Raw genomic sequence first — 18,542 nt, forward strand, 5'->3', positions numbered from 1 at the left:
GCGTTGTCGGCTCCGTTGTCATCGGACGAAGCGTTATCGGCCCCGTTGTCGTCAGCCGAAGCCGAGTCGTCCGAGGAGGCGTCGTCACCGTCGTCGGTGCAGTTGATGCCACCTTCGGAGATGTCAGCGAAGACATCGGCGCGCTCGAAACCAAGTTCCATACTGCCGAGGCCGTCGGGTGCGACTACGGGGACAGAGAGCAGCTGAAGGTCAGCCTGCAGTCCGCCCATGGTCGCGGAGGCGTGAGTGCCGTCAGCGGCTTCTTCGATGTTGGTGGGCCCACCGTAGGTGATTTCACCGGATACGAGGTCGGACAGGTCTCCCAGACCGCCGTCTTCGAGGATCTGGTCGAGCTCGATCTTGCCGCCGGGCTCGATGACGAGGTCGGCATCGCCGACCTTGACCGACATGTTCGGCAGCGAGGAGACCTCGACCTCTGCCCCGTCAGCGGCGCCATTCGCACGGGCAATCATCTCGCCCTGCGGTGCGGCGTCGGTTTCGCCGCCCCACGAGACTCCGATCTCCCCATTGAAGAGATTGACGTCAGCGAATCTCCACGTCGCGGTGCTTTCGACACCGAGACCGGAATCGCAGGCAGCTCCGTCGCTGTTGAGGCTCACGTCGCTGGTGCTCAGACCCAGGTTCGCTTCGCCGACAGGGAAGAGGGTGTCAAGATCGCTGGGCAGACCCGGAACATCGCCGAGGCCGGTGATGAGGTCGAGGTCCCCAGTGGTGGATTCGGCGTTTGCCACCGTTCCGCCGCTGGTCAGAGTTCCTTCGGACCAGTCTGTCTGGGCTTTTCCGGTGAGAGCCTCGAGCGTGCCCAGTGTCGGAATCTCGAGGTTGCCGAAGTCCTGGTCGGCTTCATCCGACGGAGACTCGGTGGTCGAGTTGGCCTCGGCGCTGGTGGGGTTGAGGTTCAGCCCGACTGCTCCCGCTCCAACTGGGGCGGCACGGGAGTATGCCCGAGCAGTATCGTCATCGGCGATCGTGGCAGGAACGGCGTACTCTCCGGTGCCCGTTCCCTTGTAGTCTGCGAGTCCTCCGGAGTCTGCGACAACTGTTGACTCTGCAATGTTCGCGCGAACATTCACCATGTTGTCTGCCAGCCCGACCCCGGCAAATGCACCGTAGTTACGCACTCCGCCGGAGAAAGAACCTTCCTCCACATCGGCCGCGTTTGCCGGCGCAACGGGACTGAGCAGGGCGATGCCGAGGGCACCGACTCCTGCTGCGCCGAGGATACGGCGCAGCCCCTTGTTCTTGTTTGGCTTCATATTGCTCTACCTCTACACGTAGGGACTTTACAATTTGAGCTTTTCGCAAGTCTCCAGACCCACCTGTCCGAAGATTCAACCACCAGGAACTCTGCGTTCAGGAGACTCACGAGGAACTCCAAGATGAGCCTACCAATTTGGGCATCATTTTGGTCACTTGAAGGAAACATAATTGGTACTGAATAACTATACTCAGATGTCCTGACATGGAAACCCGGCCCACAAGCCAACCCTCTGCATTTTCTTACAGGTATATGTATTTTATGCTTCTCAGCTTTTGAGACGGTTCTTCACACGATTAAATCAGTCAATCTCCAGCGACTTCCGAATCTACCCGATAAGCGGCTTGTATTTTCGACAAACATGCTTGTCGTTTTTTCACCTGCTGACGCTTGTCGATTGATCATTTATCAGCCAGCAGGTCGGGCAGACGAGCAGCTCAAACCGTCCCCCGACGAAGATTCGTCCATGAGCCCCACGGTCGAAGTCGCGCAATGATTAAGAGGCGACCCGCACGTCGAGGGCTCGCCTGAGCTTGCGAACAGAACCGAAACCCGACGAGGCGGCCGCTTCGGCCAGAGAGGACCCACCCTCGAGGTGGCGCTTCGCCATATCCACGCGGGCCTGTCTGAGCTCATATGACGGCGTTGAACCCTGGTCTTTGAACGCCTTGAAGAGGTATGAGCGCGACACCTGCAGGTCCCGCGCAATGGATTCGACGGTGGTGTCAGCATCGGATGCCACTGTCCCGATCAGGGCCACCCCCCGCACGTAGACCGTTCTCAGCGATGCCTCCCGGGACTCCGGGTACAGACGCGATCCGATCGCCGTCGCCTTGGCGAGCTCCTCAAGCCCCCGTTGAACTTGAACGAACCCCGGCTCAAGGTCGTCAGCAGGACCGTGGAACAACGACGATGTCGCGGCATTCAGTATCCGCAGATGCGCCTCACTCGAGCGCCCCGCGAGAAGTCGATAATGCTCATGTGCCTCTGCACCCCTGAAGCTGACGATCATGCACGTCACCGCGGACTCGCATTCGGCCCCCGTGAAGTCGCCGGCCTGGACGACGCCGACGTCGAAGGGCTTCAGATGCGCAACTCCCGTTCTGGAGTGCAGTGTCAGCTCGCCACGGAGACAGGCATGCAGCATGACGCCATCATCATGCAGGGGCCCCTCCGGTGCGGAGTACTCGAAAACGGCGGGACCATGGCTGTAACGGGCGACGACGAAGTCATCGGTGACCACGATGTCGCCGCTGAGTCCAAGCGATTCAGGGTCCGACTTCAGGTGCCAACCCACTGACGCCAGGAAGTCGACCTCCTCGGCCCGAGTAGCCCCCACGCTCGTATAGCCCTTGGGTCGGGAGCGATCACTGTCCTCTGCCGATGATTCCATCGATGCCCCAATCAAGTGCTCGCGTGTCACACATGCCGCAGACTACACACGTATGTCTCAATATTTGACACTACTATACCGGGTCGAGTTCCACGTTTGAGCGCCACACCGCCGCTCAGAACCCCCTGAGGCCCACACCAACTCCGCATCATCGGCTCCCGTCCCGCACCTGAGGCAGGCACCAGGACAAGGCCGCTTTTGCGTACAATGCCAAGAGGTCTTGCTGTCATATAGGCCCGTGAGTTTCTTACATCTGTCCGTGATTCTTGCTTACCCCGACCCTTCAGCTGAAACGAGTGATCGCCGCGCACCGATGACGCCGGGCACCACCCAATTGGCGCTTCGCCCCGCCCCAGGCGAAACGACCTGACAACGCGGTCCCGAGTCGCTTGCGCCCACCAGTTCCCGACGAGACGGAAATTCGCGCAGGGGGCGCACGACCCGATGCAGCTGTGACGGATCTCTCCTCTGGATGAGGCGACATCCGCGCGCTCACGAACACACCCGATATGCTCGCGATCACACGGTTCCACCCACCCAATAAGGGAGAGACCATGCAACCGATGTCCGAACTCGATGCCGAGTCCCTGCGCGACTACTACCGGAAGTTCGCTCAGTTCGAGGCGGCCGGCGCCTCACCCATCTACACCGCATGGGCCACAGGCGTGGCAGAGGACGACGAGATCATCGCGTTACTCCTCGAACTGCCCAAGCTGAAGCGCCAGGCCAACCTTCTCTTCGCAGCTGCCCGCCACCTCGGCGCCGGTGACGGCATCACCCCGGGTGAGCCTCCCAGCGCCGCCGGTACCAATGATTATGCGAGTCTTCGGACATGGCTGCTTGCGCACTGGGACGCGACTCGGGACCTCATGCTCGCGCGCTCAACCCAGACGAACGAGGCAGGACGGTGTGCCGTGGTGCTGCCGGCGCTGGCGCGGGTCGAGCGGCCGATCTCCCTCATCGAAGTCGGTGCTTCGGCAGGGTTGTGCCTGTACCCGGATCGCTACAGCTATACCTACCGCACTGACTCCGGGCCGGTGACACTTCATCCCGAGGATGGTCCGAGCACGGTCGAGCTCGTCTGCGAACTGACGAACACGCAACCGCCCGACACCATCCCCGAGGTCGCGTGGCGGGCCGGAATCGATCTCAACCCCCTTGACATCACCGACGGTGACCAGCGGGAATGGCTCCGCTCCTTGATCTGGCCCGAACATGAGGCTCGTCGGTCTCGCCTGAGTGCAGCGTCGGCTCTGGTAGCTGCGGACCCGCCGAGGTTGGTTCCGGGTGATCTGCTCGCGACCGTGGAGAGCCTGTTGGACGAGGCTCCCACAGGCACACAGAAGGTCGTATTCCACAGTGCCGTGCTCGCCTACGTCGCCCCGAGCGAGCGCGAGAAGTTCGCCGCCCTCATGCGCATGCGCGATGACATCATGTGGATCAGCAATGAGGGAAGTGCTGTGCTGCCGGATATCGGCGTTCAGGTCGATCGCGAACCGGACGGACGATTCGTGCTCGCCGTCGACGGAGAGGCGATTGCACTCACCGGACCGCATGGGCAGAGCTTCGAAGGGCTGGGGCAACAGGCTGGAAAGCTGGGTTAGCAGCTCAGGTGGTCAGCCCAATGCGCAGTGAGCAGTATTCGGTTCTCCCATTCGCAGCGACAGCACTGCACTGACAAGCTCAGCCACGCCGAGGGGATCTTTCAGCGACCGTCCGGTGAGTTCGTGGACGCGGCGCAGTCGATAGCGGATCGTATTGACGTGGCAGTACAGCTGTTCGGCGGTGCGTTCGGCCGAACCCTGATTGTCAAAGTAAGCAGTGAGAGTGCCGAGGATCGTCGAACGGTCGGCGGCGTTGAGCTCCAGCACTCGCCCGAGCACGTCCTCGGCCAGTCGACGTCCTTCATTCGGTTCACAGGCCAGGAATGCGTCCAGTGGACTTGAGCTGAACTCGCGGACTTCCGGTCTCCCTGAGCGCACTGCTGACAGGGCAGACCGTGCCAACTGCAGTGCACGCGGGGTGTCAGTCAGTCCTCCATATGGAGGGCTGACTCCTGCGCGCACACCCGCGTCTCGCAGGACAGTCAAGGCGTCCTCATGCTGTCCTGTGTGCAGTGACACGATCCCGAGCTGCAGAGTCGGGGTCAGTCGCCAGCCGGAGACGATGCCCCTGTCCGCGAGCTTCTGTTCAACGTCGATGACACCGGCGGCGTTTGGTTCGCTGTTGTCCGCCGCAACCACCATGAGATCTGCATTCGGGGCCAGGCCGAGCAGCGTCGCCACCTCCCAGGGGCTGCAGTCCGGACTCGGCCGCCCCGCGAGCAGTGACTCGACCAGCGCGGAACGGCGGCGCCCCTCCGCGGCCAGAAGCTCTGCAGATGCTGCCCTGTAGGAATCGGTCAGAGCCATCGCATACTCATCCGCGGCCGACCACACCCAGCTTGCCACTGCGACAAGTGCCTCCGGGCCTTCGCAGCAGCCCCCTGGCCGGGTGGCCCGAACGAGTGCATCCCACAGAGTGCCGAAACTGACGCGATGCGCCTGCAGCACCTCGGCCAAGGGAACTCCCTGCTGCGCTCGGCGTCTGCCTGTCTCCTGCGGAGCAGTCATCTCTGAAATATCGTGAGCATGGATCATGGCTGCGACGGCGGATCGCAGAGTGTCATCGATGGACTGATGCAGATCCTGCTGCAGAAGCGGCTCGGCGCGCTCGAAGAGCGGAATCTGGTCAAGAACATTGCCATAGGCCTCACTGACGATGCTCGGCAGCTGAGACTCAACCCAATGCGGAAGATCGCCTGCATCAGAAACAGACATCTGCCCCATGGAGTGGTTTGTCACTGAAAGGTGCACCCTCGTACCTCATCCCCAAACTCACAGTCGAACGACGCCTACAGATCGTACAATTTTCAATCGCAATGTGCACACATGTTCCATATCGGCCGTCTCATTCAGAAACAATGACAGAAGACCTGCTGAATCTTCACATGCGGATTTGTTCCCGTGTCAGTATTTCGCCTGAATGAACACTTCAGATCAACGTCATCGAGCAGTTGTGTCACATAACAATACATCTTGTTGTCTCTGTCAGTCTTTCAAAAGGATCTCCGAAAGCCTGGACACGAACTGTACGTTTCGGCAGGATGACCTGTGGGTCACGCTCGTTGGTGAATATGCCGATTTCTGAGGGGGCGATCCACTTCACAAGCGGTATTTTGGAGGTCATTTCGTGTCTCATCACGCCCAAGCGCGTTTTTCCAGCACCTTTTCAGGTGATCACCGAAAGCGAAAGATGATCCTCGGGCGAATCCTGCCGGGGATGGCCATCGGAGTCGCAGGGACTCTGCTGGCTTCTACCGCCGTATCGGCACAGGGACTTGATGCCTACGACGATGAGCCGACAGCAGCTGGAGCCAATGTCGCGGGCATGACTCTCGACTCGAAGGAACTTGTCTCGCTGGCCCAGTCCAAGGCAGGGTCCGAATCAGATCCGGGTCCGAATCGTGAAGCCTTCAACGGCGCCATCGGCGGCGACGAAGTCATCGATTTCGGTGCGGGCTACGAGATCCCACTCGACGAGTTCCTCAGCTTCGGGGAAGCTGGCGCGATCCACAGCGAATCGACCGCAACAGATGCGAAGAACGGCAAGGCCGTCACCGGAATCGTCGGTGCCGATGGTGGGCTCACGCTCGATGGGAAGGACAGCGAATTCGGTACGGCAAAGGTCGACCTTCTGTCTCTGGTGGCGGCCACCGGCAAATCTGATGTCACCAAGGGCCTCATCGACCAGGCAGATCTGAACTTCGGACTCGGCGGGTCCTGGGTCGAAGCCGTCGACGGCGAGTTCCAGGATCCGGACGGTGTCGGCAAGTACGGCCAGTACCGCGTCGGCGACGCAAAGCTCGAGCTGCACTCTCCAGCAATCGAAGATGCCGGCGACGGCGTGTCCGATGCCGCTGGTCAGATGGAGGACGAGGTGGCCGACGCAGTCAATGATGCACTCGGCCTCGGAAAGGCACTGCCAGGCATGACGGTCGACACCACCGTCACAAGCACCATCCAGGACGATGTGCTTGATGCGATCCTGCGTGAGCCGATCACCACTGATGACGGACTTGCCACCATCGACCTCGGTGAGGGCTCGGTCGAGGTCGACGTCGCCCGCATCGGCGGCAACGACGACGGCGTGATCGATCGTCCCGTGGGCATCAACAATCAGGATCCGAACACCGAGCTGATCGATGATGAGACCTACCCGTTCATCGCCAGCAGCATCCACGATGCCATCGAGAAGGTCATCGACGTCGCCGTGGACACAGCAATCGAGTCACTCCGCAGCGCGAACGTCAACGTTGATATCACCGCTCTCGACGGGACCACCGCGAGCTGGGACATGGATCTCACGGGAGAGGTGAGCAACTACTCGTGTGAGTCCGCGGGCGCCACGGGCGCTGTGTCCTGCACAACGATCGACGGCGTCATGAAGACCATGGAAACCGTCATGGGCCCGGTCTATGACACACTCTCGGATCCATCGGGTCTGCTCTACGATGCGTTCACCACGATCAAGACCGACATGATGACGGTTCCGATCCGCGCGGCGCTCGACCCATTCCTCAAGCTCATCGCCGACAACCTCGTCTCCCTGCAGATCAATCACCAGGAGACGACTGAGTGCACGACTGCGGACGGCTCCAAGGCCGTCAATGGAGTGAAGGTGTCCGCGCTGAGCCTCGGTGTTGCAGACGGCAAAGCAAGGATGAACTTCGGCAACGCCGGAGTTCGCACCGACACATGTGGCGAATCAGTGAAGGACGCTCCGAAGGGTCCAGTGGACCGTCACGGTGACGAAACGAAGACCGGCCTCTTCGGCTTTCTGCCGAACATGGGCTGGTGACGCCATCGCTGCGCAACCGATGACGCTGCCATAGATCGGCGTCGACGCAGACACAGGATAGGTCGCCTGTGACAAGGCGAGAGTGAGCGCTCGTCTTGAGATGAGGCCGCAGGTGGTGGCGACACAGATCATGTGCCGCCACCACCTCTCTATGGACAGAACACCACGCAGGGCTGTGCGCAGAACACCACGCAGGGAAAGACGAGCTGAGCAACATTGAGAAGACATGCCCACACGAAGAAGCGCCTGCTGGAGATCGCGGCAATAGGATTCTGCCTCGTCCTCTTCGTCTCGGCATGCACTCGAGGTGACACCTCAGCTGCCACCTCGGCGGGGGACACGACTGCGGATCCATCGGCCGTCGCCGCCAGCACCTGTGAGGAACCTGCGCAGAAGATATCGCGGACGCTGTCCAGTGGGGCGACCTGGACGATGTGCTGGGGAGTCCATCCGGATTTCGGTCTCTCCCTGTCAGAGGTCTTCATCACGCCCCCGGGCAAAGACCCGATAAGAATCATCGACACGGCCTCCCTGTCCCAGCTGGAGGTCCCGTACGACACCGGAGAACGCCTGACCTCCGACATCACGGCAGCAGGATTCGGCGGCCGAAAGATGAAGACGCTCCAGCCCGATGCCTGCGCAGGAGACCTGCATTCGACCGAGATTCCGAATATCGGCGACGGTGAGTACGGCGATACGGAGACACGGAACGTCCTGTGCACAGAAATCATCGATGCCGGTCTCGCCTACCATTCGAGCGACCTGGTAGCACCCGCCTCCGACCGTAAGAACGCCCTGCGAATCTCGACGGTTTCGCGAGTGGGCTGGTACGAATACGTCTCTCAGTACACATTCGGCTCGGATGGATCGATCGATGTGCAGCTGGGGGCGACCGGTGATCTGTCCCCAGCCGACTACACCGACGAGGATCATGGATGGGACGTCGGAGACGACGAGCATGCGGCGAATCACTCACACAACGCCGTGTGGAGAATCCGCTGGGGCCTCGGTGGAGAAGGCGGAATGAGCGCACAGCAGTTCGACGCCACCCCGACAGGAGCATCCGGTGCGGAGTCAGCCGTCATGAGCGGAAAGCTCACGAACTTCGACCATCCCAGGCTTGCACAGTGGAAGGATCGACGATGGTGGAGAGTCCTCAACCCGGATGTCCTCAACGACGACGGACACCCCATCTCCTACCAGATCGAGCTCGGAAAATCCGACTCCTTCGAGTTCGTCGACGATGTCGAGCACGCCCATACCCACAACGAAGAGGCGGGATATGACGTCGGCTTCACAAACTTCGACGAATGCGAAATGTATGCCACGAACAATCGAGGCGACTGCGGCCGTGGAGTTCCCGAGTTCGTTGACGATGGGTCAGATGAGGAACTCGATGATGTGGTCTCGTGGGTCGGGGTCGGATTCCATCATGTCCCTCGCGATGAAGAGCAGTCGCCCATGGAGATGCACTGGCAGGGATTCACATTGCTGCCTCGCGACCTGACCGCTCAACGGTTCGACATTCCCGAAGGCCACGAGGAAGTGAACGGCGTTCCCGACTCCGAATGGAATCAGGAGCCGATAGATTGATTATCTACTGTTTAGTAAGAAATGGAAGTTGTCTCCGTGCCGGAGGCCTGATGAATTGCCAGTCGAAATCGTCTTACGGAACGAGATCAGCATTGCAAGAGAATTCGAATACAAGGTAGGCTGATTTTGCTGATCTAGCACATGAGCTATTTGGCAATCGCATGAAAGTACCTCAGAGCGGAAATGCGATAACTCCTGAGCGCACGCAACTTCCCGTGTGCTCAGGGGTTCTAACAATCATTGATTACATTAGATTTACACTAATAATCCAGAATTGCTGACGCCTTCGTTGCGGACCGGACCCCTTCCGGAGGTCGGCGCGCAGAGCTGCGAAGAACTACGAGGAGCCCTGACCACCGAGCCGGGCGCGCATTCTGCGGCTGGCATCGTTGAGTCCCACGATTTCGACGTTCTTGCCATAGTGCTCGTACTTGTCGGTCACGGAGTCCAGTGCTGCGACCGTGGAGGCGTCCCACAGGTGGGACTGGTGCATGTCGATGACGATGTGCTCGGGATCCTCGGCGTAGTCGAACATCGTGTACAGGTCGTTGGAGGAGCCGAAGAACAGTTCGCCGTCGACGGTGTAGCGGGCGCTCGAATGCCCGTCCGAGTCCACGATTTCACGGTTGACGCTGACGAAGTGCGCCACACGATTGGCGAACGCGACCATTGCCACGAGCACGCCGAGAATCACCCCGATCGCCAGATTGTTCGTCCATACGGTCGCGATGACGGTGACCAGCATGACAGTCGTCTCCGACTTCGGCATCTTCTTGAGAGTGCCGGGACGGATGGAGTGCCAGTCGAAGGTCGCCCAGGAGACGAACATCATGATGGCCACCAAAGCGGCCATGGGGATGAGCGCGACGATGTCCCCGAGAACAACGACGAGGATGAGCAGGAAGACACCGGCGCAGAACGTCGAGATCCGGGTCCGGGCCCCCGAGGCGCGCACGTTGATCATGGTCTGACCGATCATCGCGCAGCCACCCATCCCGCCGAAGAACCCGGTGACGATGTTGGCTGCGCCCTGCGCCCAGGACTCGCGGGTCTTGTTCGAACGGGTGTCGGTGACGTCGTCGACGAGCTTGGCCGTCATCAGGGATTCGAGCAGACCGACGAGAGCCATCGCCACAGCGTAGGGAGCGATGATCTTCAACGTCTCGAGCGTCAGCGGCACCTGCGGGATGAGGAGAGTCGGCAAGGATTCGGGCAGCTGCCCCTTGTCACCCACGTCGGGCACATCCCACGCGAAGACCACGACGAGGGCCGTGAGAACGATGATGGCCACCAGCGGTGCCGGCACGATCGAGGTGAAGCGCGGGAGAACGAAGACGATGACCAACCCGAGCAGACACAGCGGGTAGACCAGCCACGGGACGCCGATGAGTTCGGGCACCTGCGCCATGAAGATGAGGATGGCCAGGGCATTGACGAAGCCGACCATGACTTGGCGTGGGATGAACCGCATGAGCCGAGCAACCCCGACCAGCGCCAGGATCACTTGGACGATGCCTGCCAGGATGACGGTTGCGATGAAGTAGTCGGTCCCGTGCGAGGCCACCAAGGGTGCGATGACAAGTGCGACCGCACCGGTCGCAGCAGAGATCATTGCCGGCCGCCCGCCGAGGAACGCCACAGTCACGGCCATCGTGAATGACGCGAAGAGCCCGACGCGCGGGTCCACCCCGGCGATGACGGAGAAGGCGATCGCCTCAGGAATGAGCGCCAGTCCGACGACGAGTCCGCCGAGGATCTCCGTCTTGAGCCAGCCGGGTCGCTTCAGCGTCCGGAGCACACTTTGGCGCTCCTCCGGGGTCGGAGAATGCTGTGCACTGTCTGGGGGCAAGGTGGTGGACACAGGACTCTCCTACGGGAAGGAAGCGGGGTGAAAAAATGTGACTGCGCCGTGTGCCATCTCGAACCTTCACGACACGTCAGGGTTCGGAGTCAACATTAACGTTGCGTTAGAGTTGGTGCAAACCAGTTCATGAGTCCGGACCGATGCTGGATCGAGCCTGGACCGAGACCGGAGGCGACGAAAGGGTGCGCGGCATGCACATCGGCGAGATGACGGAGAAGTCAGGCCTGTCCTCACGGACCCTGCGTCATTACGAAGACATCGGGCTCATCCCCGCCACGGGCAGAACCGAGGGCGGATTCCGCGTGTACACCGACGAAGACTTCCGCCGCCTGATGACGATCCGCCGCATGAAGGCCCTCAGTTACTCGACTGCCGAGATGGGGGAACTGCTGGCCCACCTGGACATCCTGGACGGCGACTCCCCTGATGCAGAGAGGGACGCGGCCCGACGGAAGCTGCTGGCGCTGCTCGACGATGCCGATTCCAGACGGGAGAAACTCGCCCGACAGGTCGAGCGCGCCGACGAATTCCTCGGCATCCTCCGCGATCGCCTCGGCTGAGGGCGCCGCCCGACGACCAGCCGGGCACGTCGGCACTCGCTAGCTGAACCTGCAGAAGCTGCGCATAAATGCTCAACGCAGGCACTTCCGGCCAGCGGGTCCAAACCGGCCACGAACCGGCCAGCGGGTGCAAATCGGCAACTCGCCGCAAATCGGCCACCCGAATTCACGCCCAGCCGACGACCAGCCGGGCCGCCTCGGCGGGAATCATCGGGTCCACCCCGGTCAGGTCGGCGAACCGACGCAGACGGTTGGCCACGGTATTGCGGTGACAGAACAGTTCGGCAGCACTCGCCCCGATACTGCCCGAGCGCAGGTAGGTGTGCACGGCCTCGACAAGACGCTCGCGTTCGGCCGCCCCGCAGACGGCGAGCGCCCGTTCGACGTCGGTGACGATCGAGTTCCCCGCCGCGTTGAGGGCCTGAGCCGCCAACCGGGCCCACCCTCGTTCCCAGGTCATCGCCCCCACCTCGTCGACGGTGAGCACCTGCGCCAGATCCCGGGCTGTCAGCGCCGACCTGCGCAGGGACCCGATTCCGGCAGCATTGACCAGACCCACTCGCACCTCGGCGAGGCGCCGTTCGATCGTCTCCAGCCGTGAACCAGAGAGCTCCGATGACCGAGTGAAGGCGATGAGGGCATCGCCGAGGTGGTGGGTGAACATGGTCCCGCCCGCGCGCTCATGGTCGGACACGAGAACCCGCAGCGCCGAGGTGTCCTCGCCGCGTGCGGCCACGACGAGCAGCGGATCGTGCGGATCGAGCCCCAACGCCGAGGCGATCGTGGACAGGCGTTCGTCCGTCGGGTTGAGCTCGTCGAACAGCCCCGCAATGAGGCCCTGCCTGACCGAGGACTCCTCCTCCCGCATCCGCTGCTGCTCCGCTGTGTAGGCCTGCTGGACCTGGGAGACGTATTCGTCGACGGTGGAGAGCACGATTCCGGTGTGCCGGATGACGAGTTCCGCGTCGTCCTGCGTCGCGACCCTGGTCAGAGCCTCCCACAGGACGTTGAAGTCGTGCCGGATCGCTGTCATCAGCGCCTCGAGTGGGATACCTGCGCGGGCTCGGGAGACACCGACCTCCGTGGACACCGCGACGCGGCCGTCGAAGCCACCGGCGCGCAGACCCTCGACGAGCGACTGGAACGAGATGAGTCCAGTCCGCTTCAGCTCGGAGATGGGAATCGGAGCGGGATCGTAGCCGGGGACCGTGACAACTAGGGACAGGAATCGATCGGTGAGCTGGTCGAGGTCGAGGGCGTCGAGGAGTTCGATCCAACGCCGACGATCCCCCGGCAGCGGCTGATCCTTGAGCTGTCTCTCGTGTATTGGCGACATGGATCCAGACTAGGCGCAGAACACTGTGCAGATGCACAACTGATGACGGAGAATCCGGGGCGAAAGATACTCGAAATCGTGCGATCTCACTCTGTAGTGTTTTAAGTGACAGGTTGTCTGCCCAGCCGACGGCACGACGTTCTATCGTCGGCAGATTGCCCCACACATCCAGCCCTGCACTCGATGGAGAGAAACATGAGCACCAACGACCCCACAGCGGCGTCCGAATACACTGCAACCAAAGAACTCAGCGTCAAGGACGCCAACAAGGTGGCGCTCGGCGCTCTGCTCGGCACGGCGCTCGAGTGGTACGACTTCTTCCTCTTCAGCGCTGCCGCGGCGCTGATCTTCAACGTCCAGTACTTCACCAGCGAGAACGCCACTGCCGCGGCACTGGCATCCTTCGCGACCTTCGGCGTCGGACTCGCCGCTCGGCCCATCGGCGGACTCATCTTCGGCCGCATCGGCGATAAGGTCGGCCGCCGCCGGGTCCTCATGGTCACGATCGTCGGCATCGGCGTCGTCACCGGTCTCATCGGCGCGCTCCCGACCTACCAGGCGATCGGCTTCGCAGCACCCGCACTGCTCGTGCTCCTGCGCATTCTGCAGGGCCTGTTCGTCGGTGGAGAGTGGTCGGGCGCCATGACTCTCGTCGTCGAGAACGCCCCACTTCACCTGCGCGCACGTTATGCCGCGATTCCACAGATCGGCTCGCCCATCGGCACCATCCTGTCCTCGGGCGGCTTCTTCGTCATGACCCTGCTGCTGTCGCAGGACAGCTTCAACTCCTGGGGTTGGCGCATCCCGTTCCTCATCGCCATCCCACTCCTCCTCGTCGCCGTCTACATCCGCAGCCGCCTCGAGGAATCGCCGGTGTTCCGTCAGCTCGAGGAGTCCGATGAACTCGAGAAGAGTCCGATCAGCACTACCTTCCGCGACAGCTGGAAGCAGATCATCGTCGGCATGGCCGCAGCCCTCCTCGGCGTCGGCGGATTCTACCTCGTCACCGCGTTCTGCGTCTGGTACGGCGTCAACATCCTCGGATACGACGACTCACTCATGCTGCTGGGCAGCATGGTTGCGGCCTTCGCCGAGATCTTCATCCTCATCTGGGGAGGATTCCTCGGTGGCAAGTACGGGGCCAGCAAGGTCATCCTGTGGGGTGGAATCGCCTCGGCGGTGGTCTCGGTTCCGGCCTTCCTCTTGTTCACCTCCGGTCAGCCCGTGCTCATCGTCATCGCCATGACCCTGGCGGTCGGCACGCTGTCTCTGCCCTACGCCGCATCGGGAACCGTGATGACCGGACTGTTCCCGGCCAGCACCCGTTACACGGGCGTGGCCATGTCGCAGAACGTTGCCGGCATGCTGTCGGGATTCATCCCGCTGCTGGCCACCGGGTTCGTCGCCTCGGCAGGCGACCACTGGTGGCCGGCCGCTGCGATGCTCGCCTTCCTGTCCCTGTTCACGGCCTTCGCCGGCGCGATCGCGCCACGTCTGAGCGTCGACCTGCCCGGCTTCAAGCACTGAGCCTCGAGCCGGCGGCACCGACACCGCCGGATCTGCGCTGAACGCCAGCCTCACCACCTACACCCATCGTCACGGAAGGACCCACGCGCATGTCCCGCTCGGCCGGCCACCTCATCGTCAGCACCCTCGAGAACGCCGGAATCGAGCGAGTCTATGCCGTGCCCGGCGAGAGCTATCTCGACGTCCTCGACGGTCTCTTCGACACCTCGATCGAGACCATCGTCGCTCGTCAGGAGGGTGGGGCCGGGTTCATGGCTCTGTCCGAGTCGCGCCTGACCGGCAGGCCCGGAATCGCCATGGTCACCCGCGGTCCGGGTGCCGCGAACGCGATGATCTCCGTGCACACCGCCTACCAGGATGCTACCGCCCTCGTCCTCTTCGTCGGACTCGTGCCGATTGCCGACCGTGCCCGGGAATCGTTCCAGGAGTTCAGTCTGCCCGAATGGTTCTCCTCCACGGCGAAGAAGGTCATCATCGTCGACGACGAGCACCGTGCCGGTGACCTCACCGCCGAGGCCCTGCGGATCGCAGCCTCCGGTCGCCCCGGCCCCGTCGTCGTGGGCTTGCCCGAGGACGTTCTCGTCCGCATGACCGAGACACCGGACACGCGGCCTGCACCGATCGCCGAGCCCCAGCCCTCGGCAGCTGATCTCGAGTCGCTGACAACGCGCATCGGAGCCGCAGTGAAACCGGCCTTCGTCCTCGGGGGCGACGGCTGGCACGAGGGCCACGGTCGGGCGCTGCTCGACCTGGCCGCCTCGGCGGGGATCCCGATCTTCTGCGACTGGCGCGCCTACGACGCCGTGCCCCACACCGGACCCGCCTGGGCCGGCTGGCTGGGATACGGCCGCGCCGAGGCGGTCGCCGCCGGATACGGCGACTCCGACCTCCTCGTGTTCGTCGGCGCCACCCGATCCGATGTGGCCAGCGACGGCTACACGCGCGGCTTCGACGCCCAGACCGTCGTCGTCGGTCTCGACCCGGAGGCGACCCAGCACGCGGGGCGCATCGACCAGCAGATCCTGGCCTCCCCACGCAGCTTCGTCACGGCGCTGACCTCGGCGGCTCACTCGACGTCTGCCTCAGTTGATGCCGCGACACTGCGCGGTGGACGCGGCGATGGGTGGATGACCTCCCGCTCGGCCGTGCAGTCCCAGGTTGCCCAGCACCGACCCGACGCCGAGGTGGCCGGGGCCCTCTCCCGCACCGGCGTCGATCTCGGGGTGGCGTTCGGGATCCTCGACGACCGCCTCGGCGGCTCTGCGGTTCTGGCATACGGAGCCGGCAATGCCACGATCTGGGGACACCGGTTCATCAGACATCTTCAGCCGGCGAGCCTCGTCGGCGCCCGCAATGGTGCCATGGGCCTTGCCGTGCCCGGTGCGGTCGCGGCCTCACTCGTCTTCCCGGAGCGTCGCGCGGTGGCGATCTGCGGCGACGGCGACTTCCTCATGAACGGCCAGGAGCTGGCCACGGCCTTCGCTCACGGGGCGAAGCCGCTGGTCATCGTCGTCGACAACGGCGTGTACGGCACCATCGTCCAACACCAGGTCAACCACTATCCGGGCCGACCCTCGGGCACCCGCATGGTCAACCCCGACTTCGCAGTGTGGATGTCTTCATTCGGCGGGCACGGCGAACGGGTCGAGCGGACCGAGGACTTCGAGGCCGCCCTCGACCGCGCTCTGGCCGCGGACGGCCCGGCACTCGTCCACGTCCTCATCGACTCCGATCTCATGCCACCGGCCGCCGACGAGATCGCGGTCTGACACAGCTCCACTCAACGACACCGAAGAAACCGGCGCCGCACCCCTACCCCCATCGTCTCCGGAAGGACGCCACATGACCGAGACCCCCTCTTCGTCGAACACCAATGCCACTGCACCCGTTGATGCGAGCACCCAGACCGACCGCGACGACGAATTCCTCGCCGACTGGTCCGTGCATTCGCGCTTCGGAGCCGTCGAGGGCACGAACGGCGTCGACAGGCAGGCGGCGAGCGCGGCCGATGGCCAGCAGCGCAGATGGTTCGCCGAGCTGCTCGAGAAGCACGGCTTCACGGTTCACCGGGATGCCATCGGCAATCAGTTCGGGTTGCTCGAACTCGTTCCCGGCGCCCCCTACGTGCTGACCGGATCGCACATGGATTCGCAACCGACCGCCGGACGCTTCGATGGTGCCTACGGTGTCATGTCCTCGGCCCACGCCTGCTTCGCCGTCGCCGATGATCTGCGTGCCGACCCTACGAGGGCGAAGTACAACCTCGCCGTCATCAACTGGTTCAACGAAGAGGGCTCGCGCTTCAAACCCTCGATGATGGGCAGCAACGTCTTCACCGGCAAGGCCGAGCTCGAGGCGGCACTGGCCACGACCGACCCGCAGGGTGTCACCGTCGCCGAGGCGCTCGATGCGATCGGCGAACGCGGGGACTTCACCGCGCCGGAGGTCGCCGCCTATGCCGAGATCCACGTCCAGCAGGGCCGCAGCATGGAGGAGGACGGGGTCACGATCGGCCTGGTCAACGCCACGTGGGCCGCGCATAAGTACGAATTCCGCGTCACCGGCGAGCAGGCCCACAGTGGTTCGACGCTGATGAGTGATCGTCGCGATGCACTGCTGGGTGCCGCCCGGCTCGTGGTCGCCGCTCGTGAACTCGTCGACGAATTCGAGCCCGGGGCGCTGCACACCGCGTGCGGTGAACTCAACGTCTACCCCAACTCCCCCGTCGTCGTCGCGAGCGAGGTCGGCCTGCTGCTCGACCTGCGCTCCCCCAGCGCCGAGGTGATCGCCGCCGCCCATGAATCCCTCATGTCCACGGTCGCGAAGGTCCGCGAGGAGGTCGGCGTCGACATCGAGGTCGTCGCCGAACACAGCTGGGAGCAGAACCCGTACTCCGAGGACGGGGTCGAGCTGGCACGGTCAGCGGCCGAGGACCTGGGACTCACCTCGGCGCGGGTGATGACCGTGGCCGGCCACGACTCGACGAACATGAAGGACACCGTGCCCACGGTGATGCTCTTCGTCCCCAGCGTCGGCGGGGTCTCCCACAGCCTGCAGGAATTCACGAAGGACGAGGACCTCGTGTCCGGCCTTCACCACCTCACCGAAGTGGTGCGACGGCTGGCCGCTGGCGCGCTGGGGTGACAGCGCGGTGCAGGTGACGCCGCGCCGTACCCCAGCGCACTGAACAGTTCCGCAACCGCTGGGCGTAGATGCCCACGTAGAGCATTTATGCGCTACCTGAGCACGTGCCCCTAGCGGTTGTCGGGACGGCAGTGGACGGGACGTCAGCGGTCGAGACGGCAGTGGTCGAGACGGCAGTGGTCGAACCAGGGTAGGTGCGTCAATCGATGGGCGCGACGTCCTGGTTCTCGTCGACAAGCTCCTCAGCAAGCGTCTCCCACTTGTCATAGGCGTCGGGATGTCCTGAGCCTTGGACCGCCTGGGCCGCGGCGCCGGGATCCATCGTCTCCCAGCCCGCGATCTGGAGCAGCCCCGGGTTCGGGCACTCAGGATTGACTCCGTAGAAGGACTTCGAGGCGTACACCGCATCGGTGATCTGCCCGTGGGTCCCCCAACCGTATGACGGCCGCTGTTGGAACAGTCCGGCGGAGTCCTTGTCGCCGCTGTCGAGATTCCGCAGACTCGATTCCTGCAGCGCGGTCATGACTGCGATCTTCTGAGCCTGTGCCGAGAGATCAGAGCCTTTGCCGACGGCGATGATGGTGCGAGCATTGTCGATCTTCTCCTGCGAGAGCTGGCTGGTGTCCTGGGTGCTGGTGACTTCGCCGCCATCAGGGGCCTTGCTCGTAGGAGGAAGGGTCTCCGCAGGCACTGCGGTCGCCGCAGAGGCACCGCCGGCGAGGAGGCCTGCGGAAAGAGCTGTCACCGCTAATGCTCGTGCAAGTTTCATCGGTTCTGATTCTCCTGAAGTCTGCTCTATAGAGCAATGGGCATTGTGTTGAGCGGTAGGTCCGCGCACAATATCCTCACTCGAGAAACACACGGCCCTCTGAAAACTCGCCCACGCTCCAGCCTCTCGAAGGGACAATGTCGCCTGCAACGAACACGGAGCCAACGGCTGTTGAATT

General features: G+C 63.0%; 13 protein-coding genes. 7 read left to right on the top strand and 6 right to left on the bottom strand.

The features are described 5' to 3' along the window. Positions 1 to 1,277 (bottom strand): hypothetical protein (locus L0G76_RS07720; RefSeq protein ID WP_304356714.1); only part of this gene is annotated, 1,277 nt, incomplete at its 3' end. Between the two features lie 498 nt (positions 1,278 to 1,775). After that, positions 1,776 to 2,672 carry a helix-turn-helix domain-containing protein gene (locus tag L0G76_RS07725; protein WP_304356715.1) on the bottom strand — a complete coding sequence of 299 codons (897 nt, stop codon included), beginning with the start codon at positions 2,670 to 2,672 and terminating at the stop codon, positions 1,776 to 1,778. A gap of 554 nt (positions 2,673 to 3,226) precedes the next feature. Here L0G76_RS07725 and L0G76_RS07730 point away from each other — a divergent pair. Further along, positions 3,227 to 4,276 (top strand): DUF2332 domain-containing protein, encoded by a 1,050-nt coding sequence (locus tag L0G76_RS07730; protein ID WP_304356716.1) that lies wholly within the window; start codon positions 3,227 to 3,229, stop codon positions 4,274 to 4,276. Positions 4,277 to 4,288: 12 nt separating this feature from the next. Here the strand turns inward: L0G76_RS07730 and L0G76_RS07735 are convergent, their stop codons facing one another. Then, positions 4,289 to 5,491 carry a PucR family transcriptional regulator gene (locus L0G76_RS07735; protein ID WP_304356717.1) on the bottom strand — a complete coding sequence of 401 codons (1,203 nt, stop codon included), beginning with the start codon at positions 5,489 to 5,491 and terminating at the stop codon, positions 4,289 to 4,291. Positions 5,492 to 5,966: 475 nt separating this feature from the next. Between L0G76_RS07735 and L0G76_RS07740 the strand changes: the two genes are divergently transcribed. Together L0G76_RS07740 and L0G76_RS07745 are read left to right on the top strand one after the other, a co-directional pair. Continuing rightward, on the top strand, positions 5,967 to 7,571 hold the full coding sequence (locus L0G76_RS07740; protein WP_304356718.1) for a choice-of-anchor G family protein: 1,605 nt from the start codon (positions 5,967 to 5,969) through the stop codon (positions 7,569 to 7,571). A 216-nt stretch (positions 7,572 to 7,787) separates the two neighbouring features. Then, on the top strand, positions 7,788 to 9,164 hold the full coding sequence (locus L0G76_RS07745; protein WP_304356719.1) for a copper amine oxidase: 1,377 nt from the start codon (positions 7,788 to 7,790) through the stop codon (positions 9,162 to 9,164). A gap of 337 nt (positions 9,165 to 9,501) precedes the next feature. Here L0G76_RS07745 and L0G76_RS07750 read toward each other — a convergent pair whose 3' ends face one another. Further along, a complete protein-coding gene (locus tag L0G76_RS07750) occupies positions 9,502 to 10,962 on the bottom strand; it encodes a SulP family inorganic anion transporter (protein ID WP_304356720.1) in 1,461 nt (486 codons plus the stop codon). A 206-nt stretch (positions 10,963 to 11,168) separates the two neighbouring features. Here L0G76_RS07750 and L0G76_RS07755 point away from each other — a divergent pair, with 206 nt between their 5' ends. After that, positions 11,169 to 11,588 (top strand): MerR family transcriptional regulator, encoded by a 420-nt coding sequence (locus L0G76_RS07755; protein ID WP_304356721.1) that lies wholly within the window; start codon positions 11,169 to 11,171, stop codon positions 11,586 to 11,588. A 166-nt stretch (positions 11,589 to 11,754) separates the two neighbouring features. Here L0G76_RS07755 and L0G76_RS07760 read toward each other — a convergent pair whose 3' ends face one another. Next, positions 11,755 to 12,924: a PucR family transcriptional regulator gene (locus tag L0G76_RS07760; protein WP_304356722.1), complete on the bottom strand. Its 1,170-nt coding sequence runs from the start codon at positions 12,922 to 12,924 to the stop codon at positions 11,755 to 11,757. Positions 12,925 to 13,119: 195 nt separating this feature from the next. On the opposite strand from L0G76_RS07760, the gene L0G76_RS07765 reads away from it, so the two are divergent. From L0G76_RS07765 to L0G76_RS07775, 3 genes are all read left to right on the top strand, one after another. Then, on the top strand, positions 13,120 to 14,451 hold the full coding sequence (locus L0G76_RS07765) for an MFS transporter (protein ID WP_304356723.1): 1,332 nt from the start codon (positions 13,120 to 13,122) through the stop codon (positions 14,449 to 14,451). Between the two features lie 89 nt (positions 14,452 to 14,540). Further along, positions 14,541 to 16,220 carry a thiamine pyrophosphate-dependent enzyme gene (locus tag L0G76_RS07770; RefSeq protein ID WP_304356724.1) on the top strand — a complete coding sequence of 560 codons (1,680 nt, stop codon included), beginning with the start codon at positions 14,541 to 14,543 and terminating at the stop codon, positions 16,218 to 16,220. A gap of 73 nt (positions 16,221 to 16,293) precedes the next feature. Further along, positions 16,294 to 17,595: a M20 family metallo-hydrolase gene (locus L0G76_RS07775; protein ID WP_304356725.1), complete on the top strand. Its 1,302-nt coding sequence runs from the start codon at positions 16,294 to 16,296 to the stop codon at positions 17,593 to 17,595. A gap of 199 nt (positions 17,596 to 17,794) precedes the next feature. On the opposite strand, the gene L0G76_RS07780 is transcribed toward L0G76_RS07775, so the two are convergent. Further along, on the bottom strand, positions 17,795 to 18,364 hold the full coding sequence (locus L0G76_RS07780) for a hypothetical protein (RefSeq protein ID WP_304356726.1): 570 nt from the start codon (positions 18,362 to 18,364) through the stop codon (positions 17,795 to 17,797). Between the last annotated feature and the right edge of the window lie 178 nt (positions 18,365 to 18,542).

Origin of the sequence: Brevibacterium picturae, from assembly GCF_030453725.1 — a bacterium.
GTDB classification, from domain to species: domain Bacteria; phylum Actinomycetota; class Actinomycetes; order Actinomycetales; family Brevibacteriaceae; genus Brevibacterium; species Brevibacterium sandarakinum_A.

What these genes read in the sequence shown, in the direction of transcription:
- L0G76_RS07725 (WP_304356715.1), bottom strand. Translation starts at nt 2,672, where the DNA reads ATGGAATCATCGGCAGAGGACAGTGATCGCTCCCGACCCAAGGGCTAT.
- L0G76_RS07740 (WP_304356718.1), top strand. Translation starts at nt 5,967, where the DNA reads ATGATCCTCGGGCGAATCCTGCCGGGGATGGCCATCGGAGTCGCAGGG.
- L0G76_RS07730 (WP_304356716.1), top strand. Translation starts at nt 3,227, where the DNA reads ATGCAACCGATGTCCGAACTCGATGCCGAGTCCCTGCGCGACTACTAC.
- L0G76_RS07775 (WP_304356725.1), top strand. Translation starts at nt 16,294, where the DNA reads ATGACCGAGACCCCCTCTTCGTCGAACACCAATGCCACTGCACCCGTT.
- L0G76_RS07755 (WP_304356721.1), top strand. Translation starts at nt 11,169, where the DNA reads ATGCTGGATCGAGCCTGGACCGAGACCGGAGGCGACGAAAGGGTGCGC.
- L0G76_RS07760 (WP_304356722.1), bottom strand. Translation starts at nt 12,924, where the DNA reads ATGTCGCCAATACACGAGAGACAGCTCAAGGATCAGCCGCTGCCGGGG.
- L0G76_RS07780 (WP_304356726.1), bottom strand. Translation starts at nt 18,364, where the DNA reads ATGAAACTTGCACGAGCATTAGCGGTGACAGCTCTTTCCGCAGGCCTC.
- L0G76_RS07770 (WP_304356724.1), top strand. Translation starts at nt 14,541, where the DNA reads ATGTCCCGCTCGGCCGGCCACCTCATCGTCAGCACCCTCGAGAACGCC.
- L0G76_RS07765 (WP_304356723.1), top strand. Translation starts at nt 13,120, where the DNA reads ATGAGCACCAACGACCCCACAGCGGCGTCCGAATACACTGCAACCAAA.
- L0G76_RS07735 (WP_304356717.1), bottom strand. Translation starts at nt 5,491, where the DNA reads ATGTCTGTTTCTGATGCAGGCGATCTTCCGCATTGGGTTGAGTCTCAG.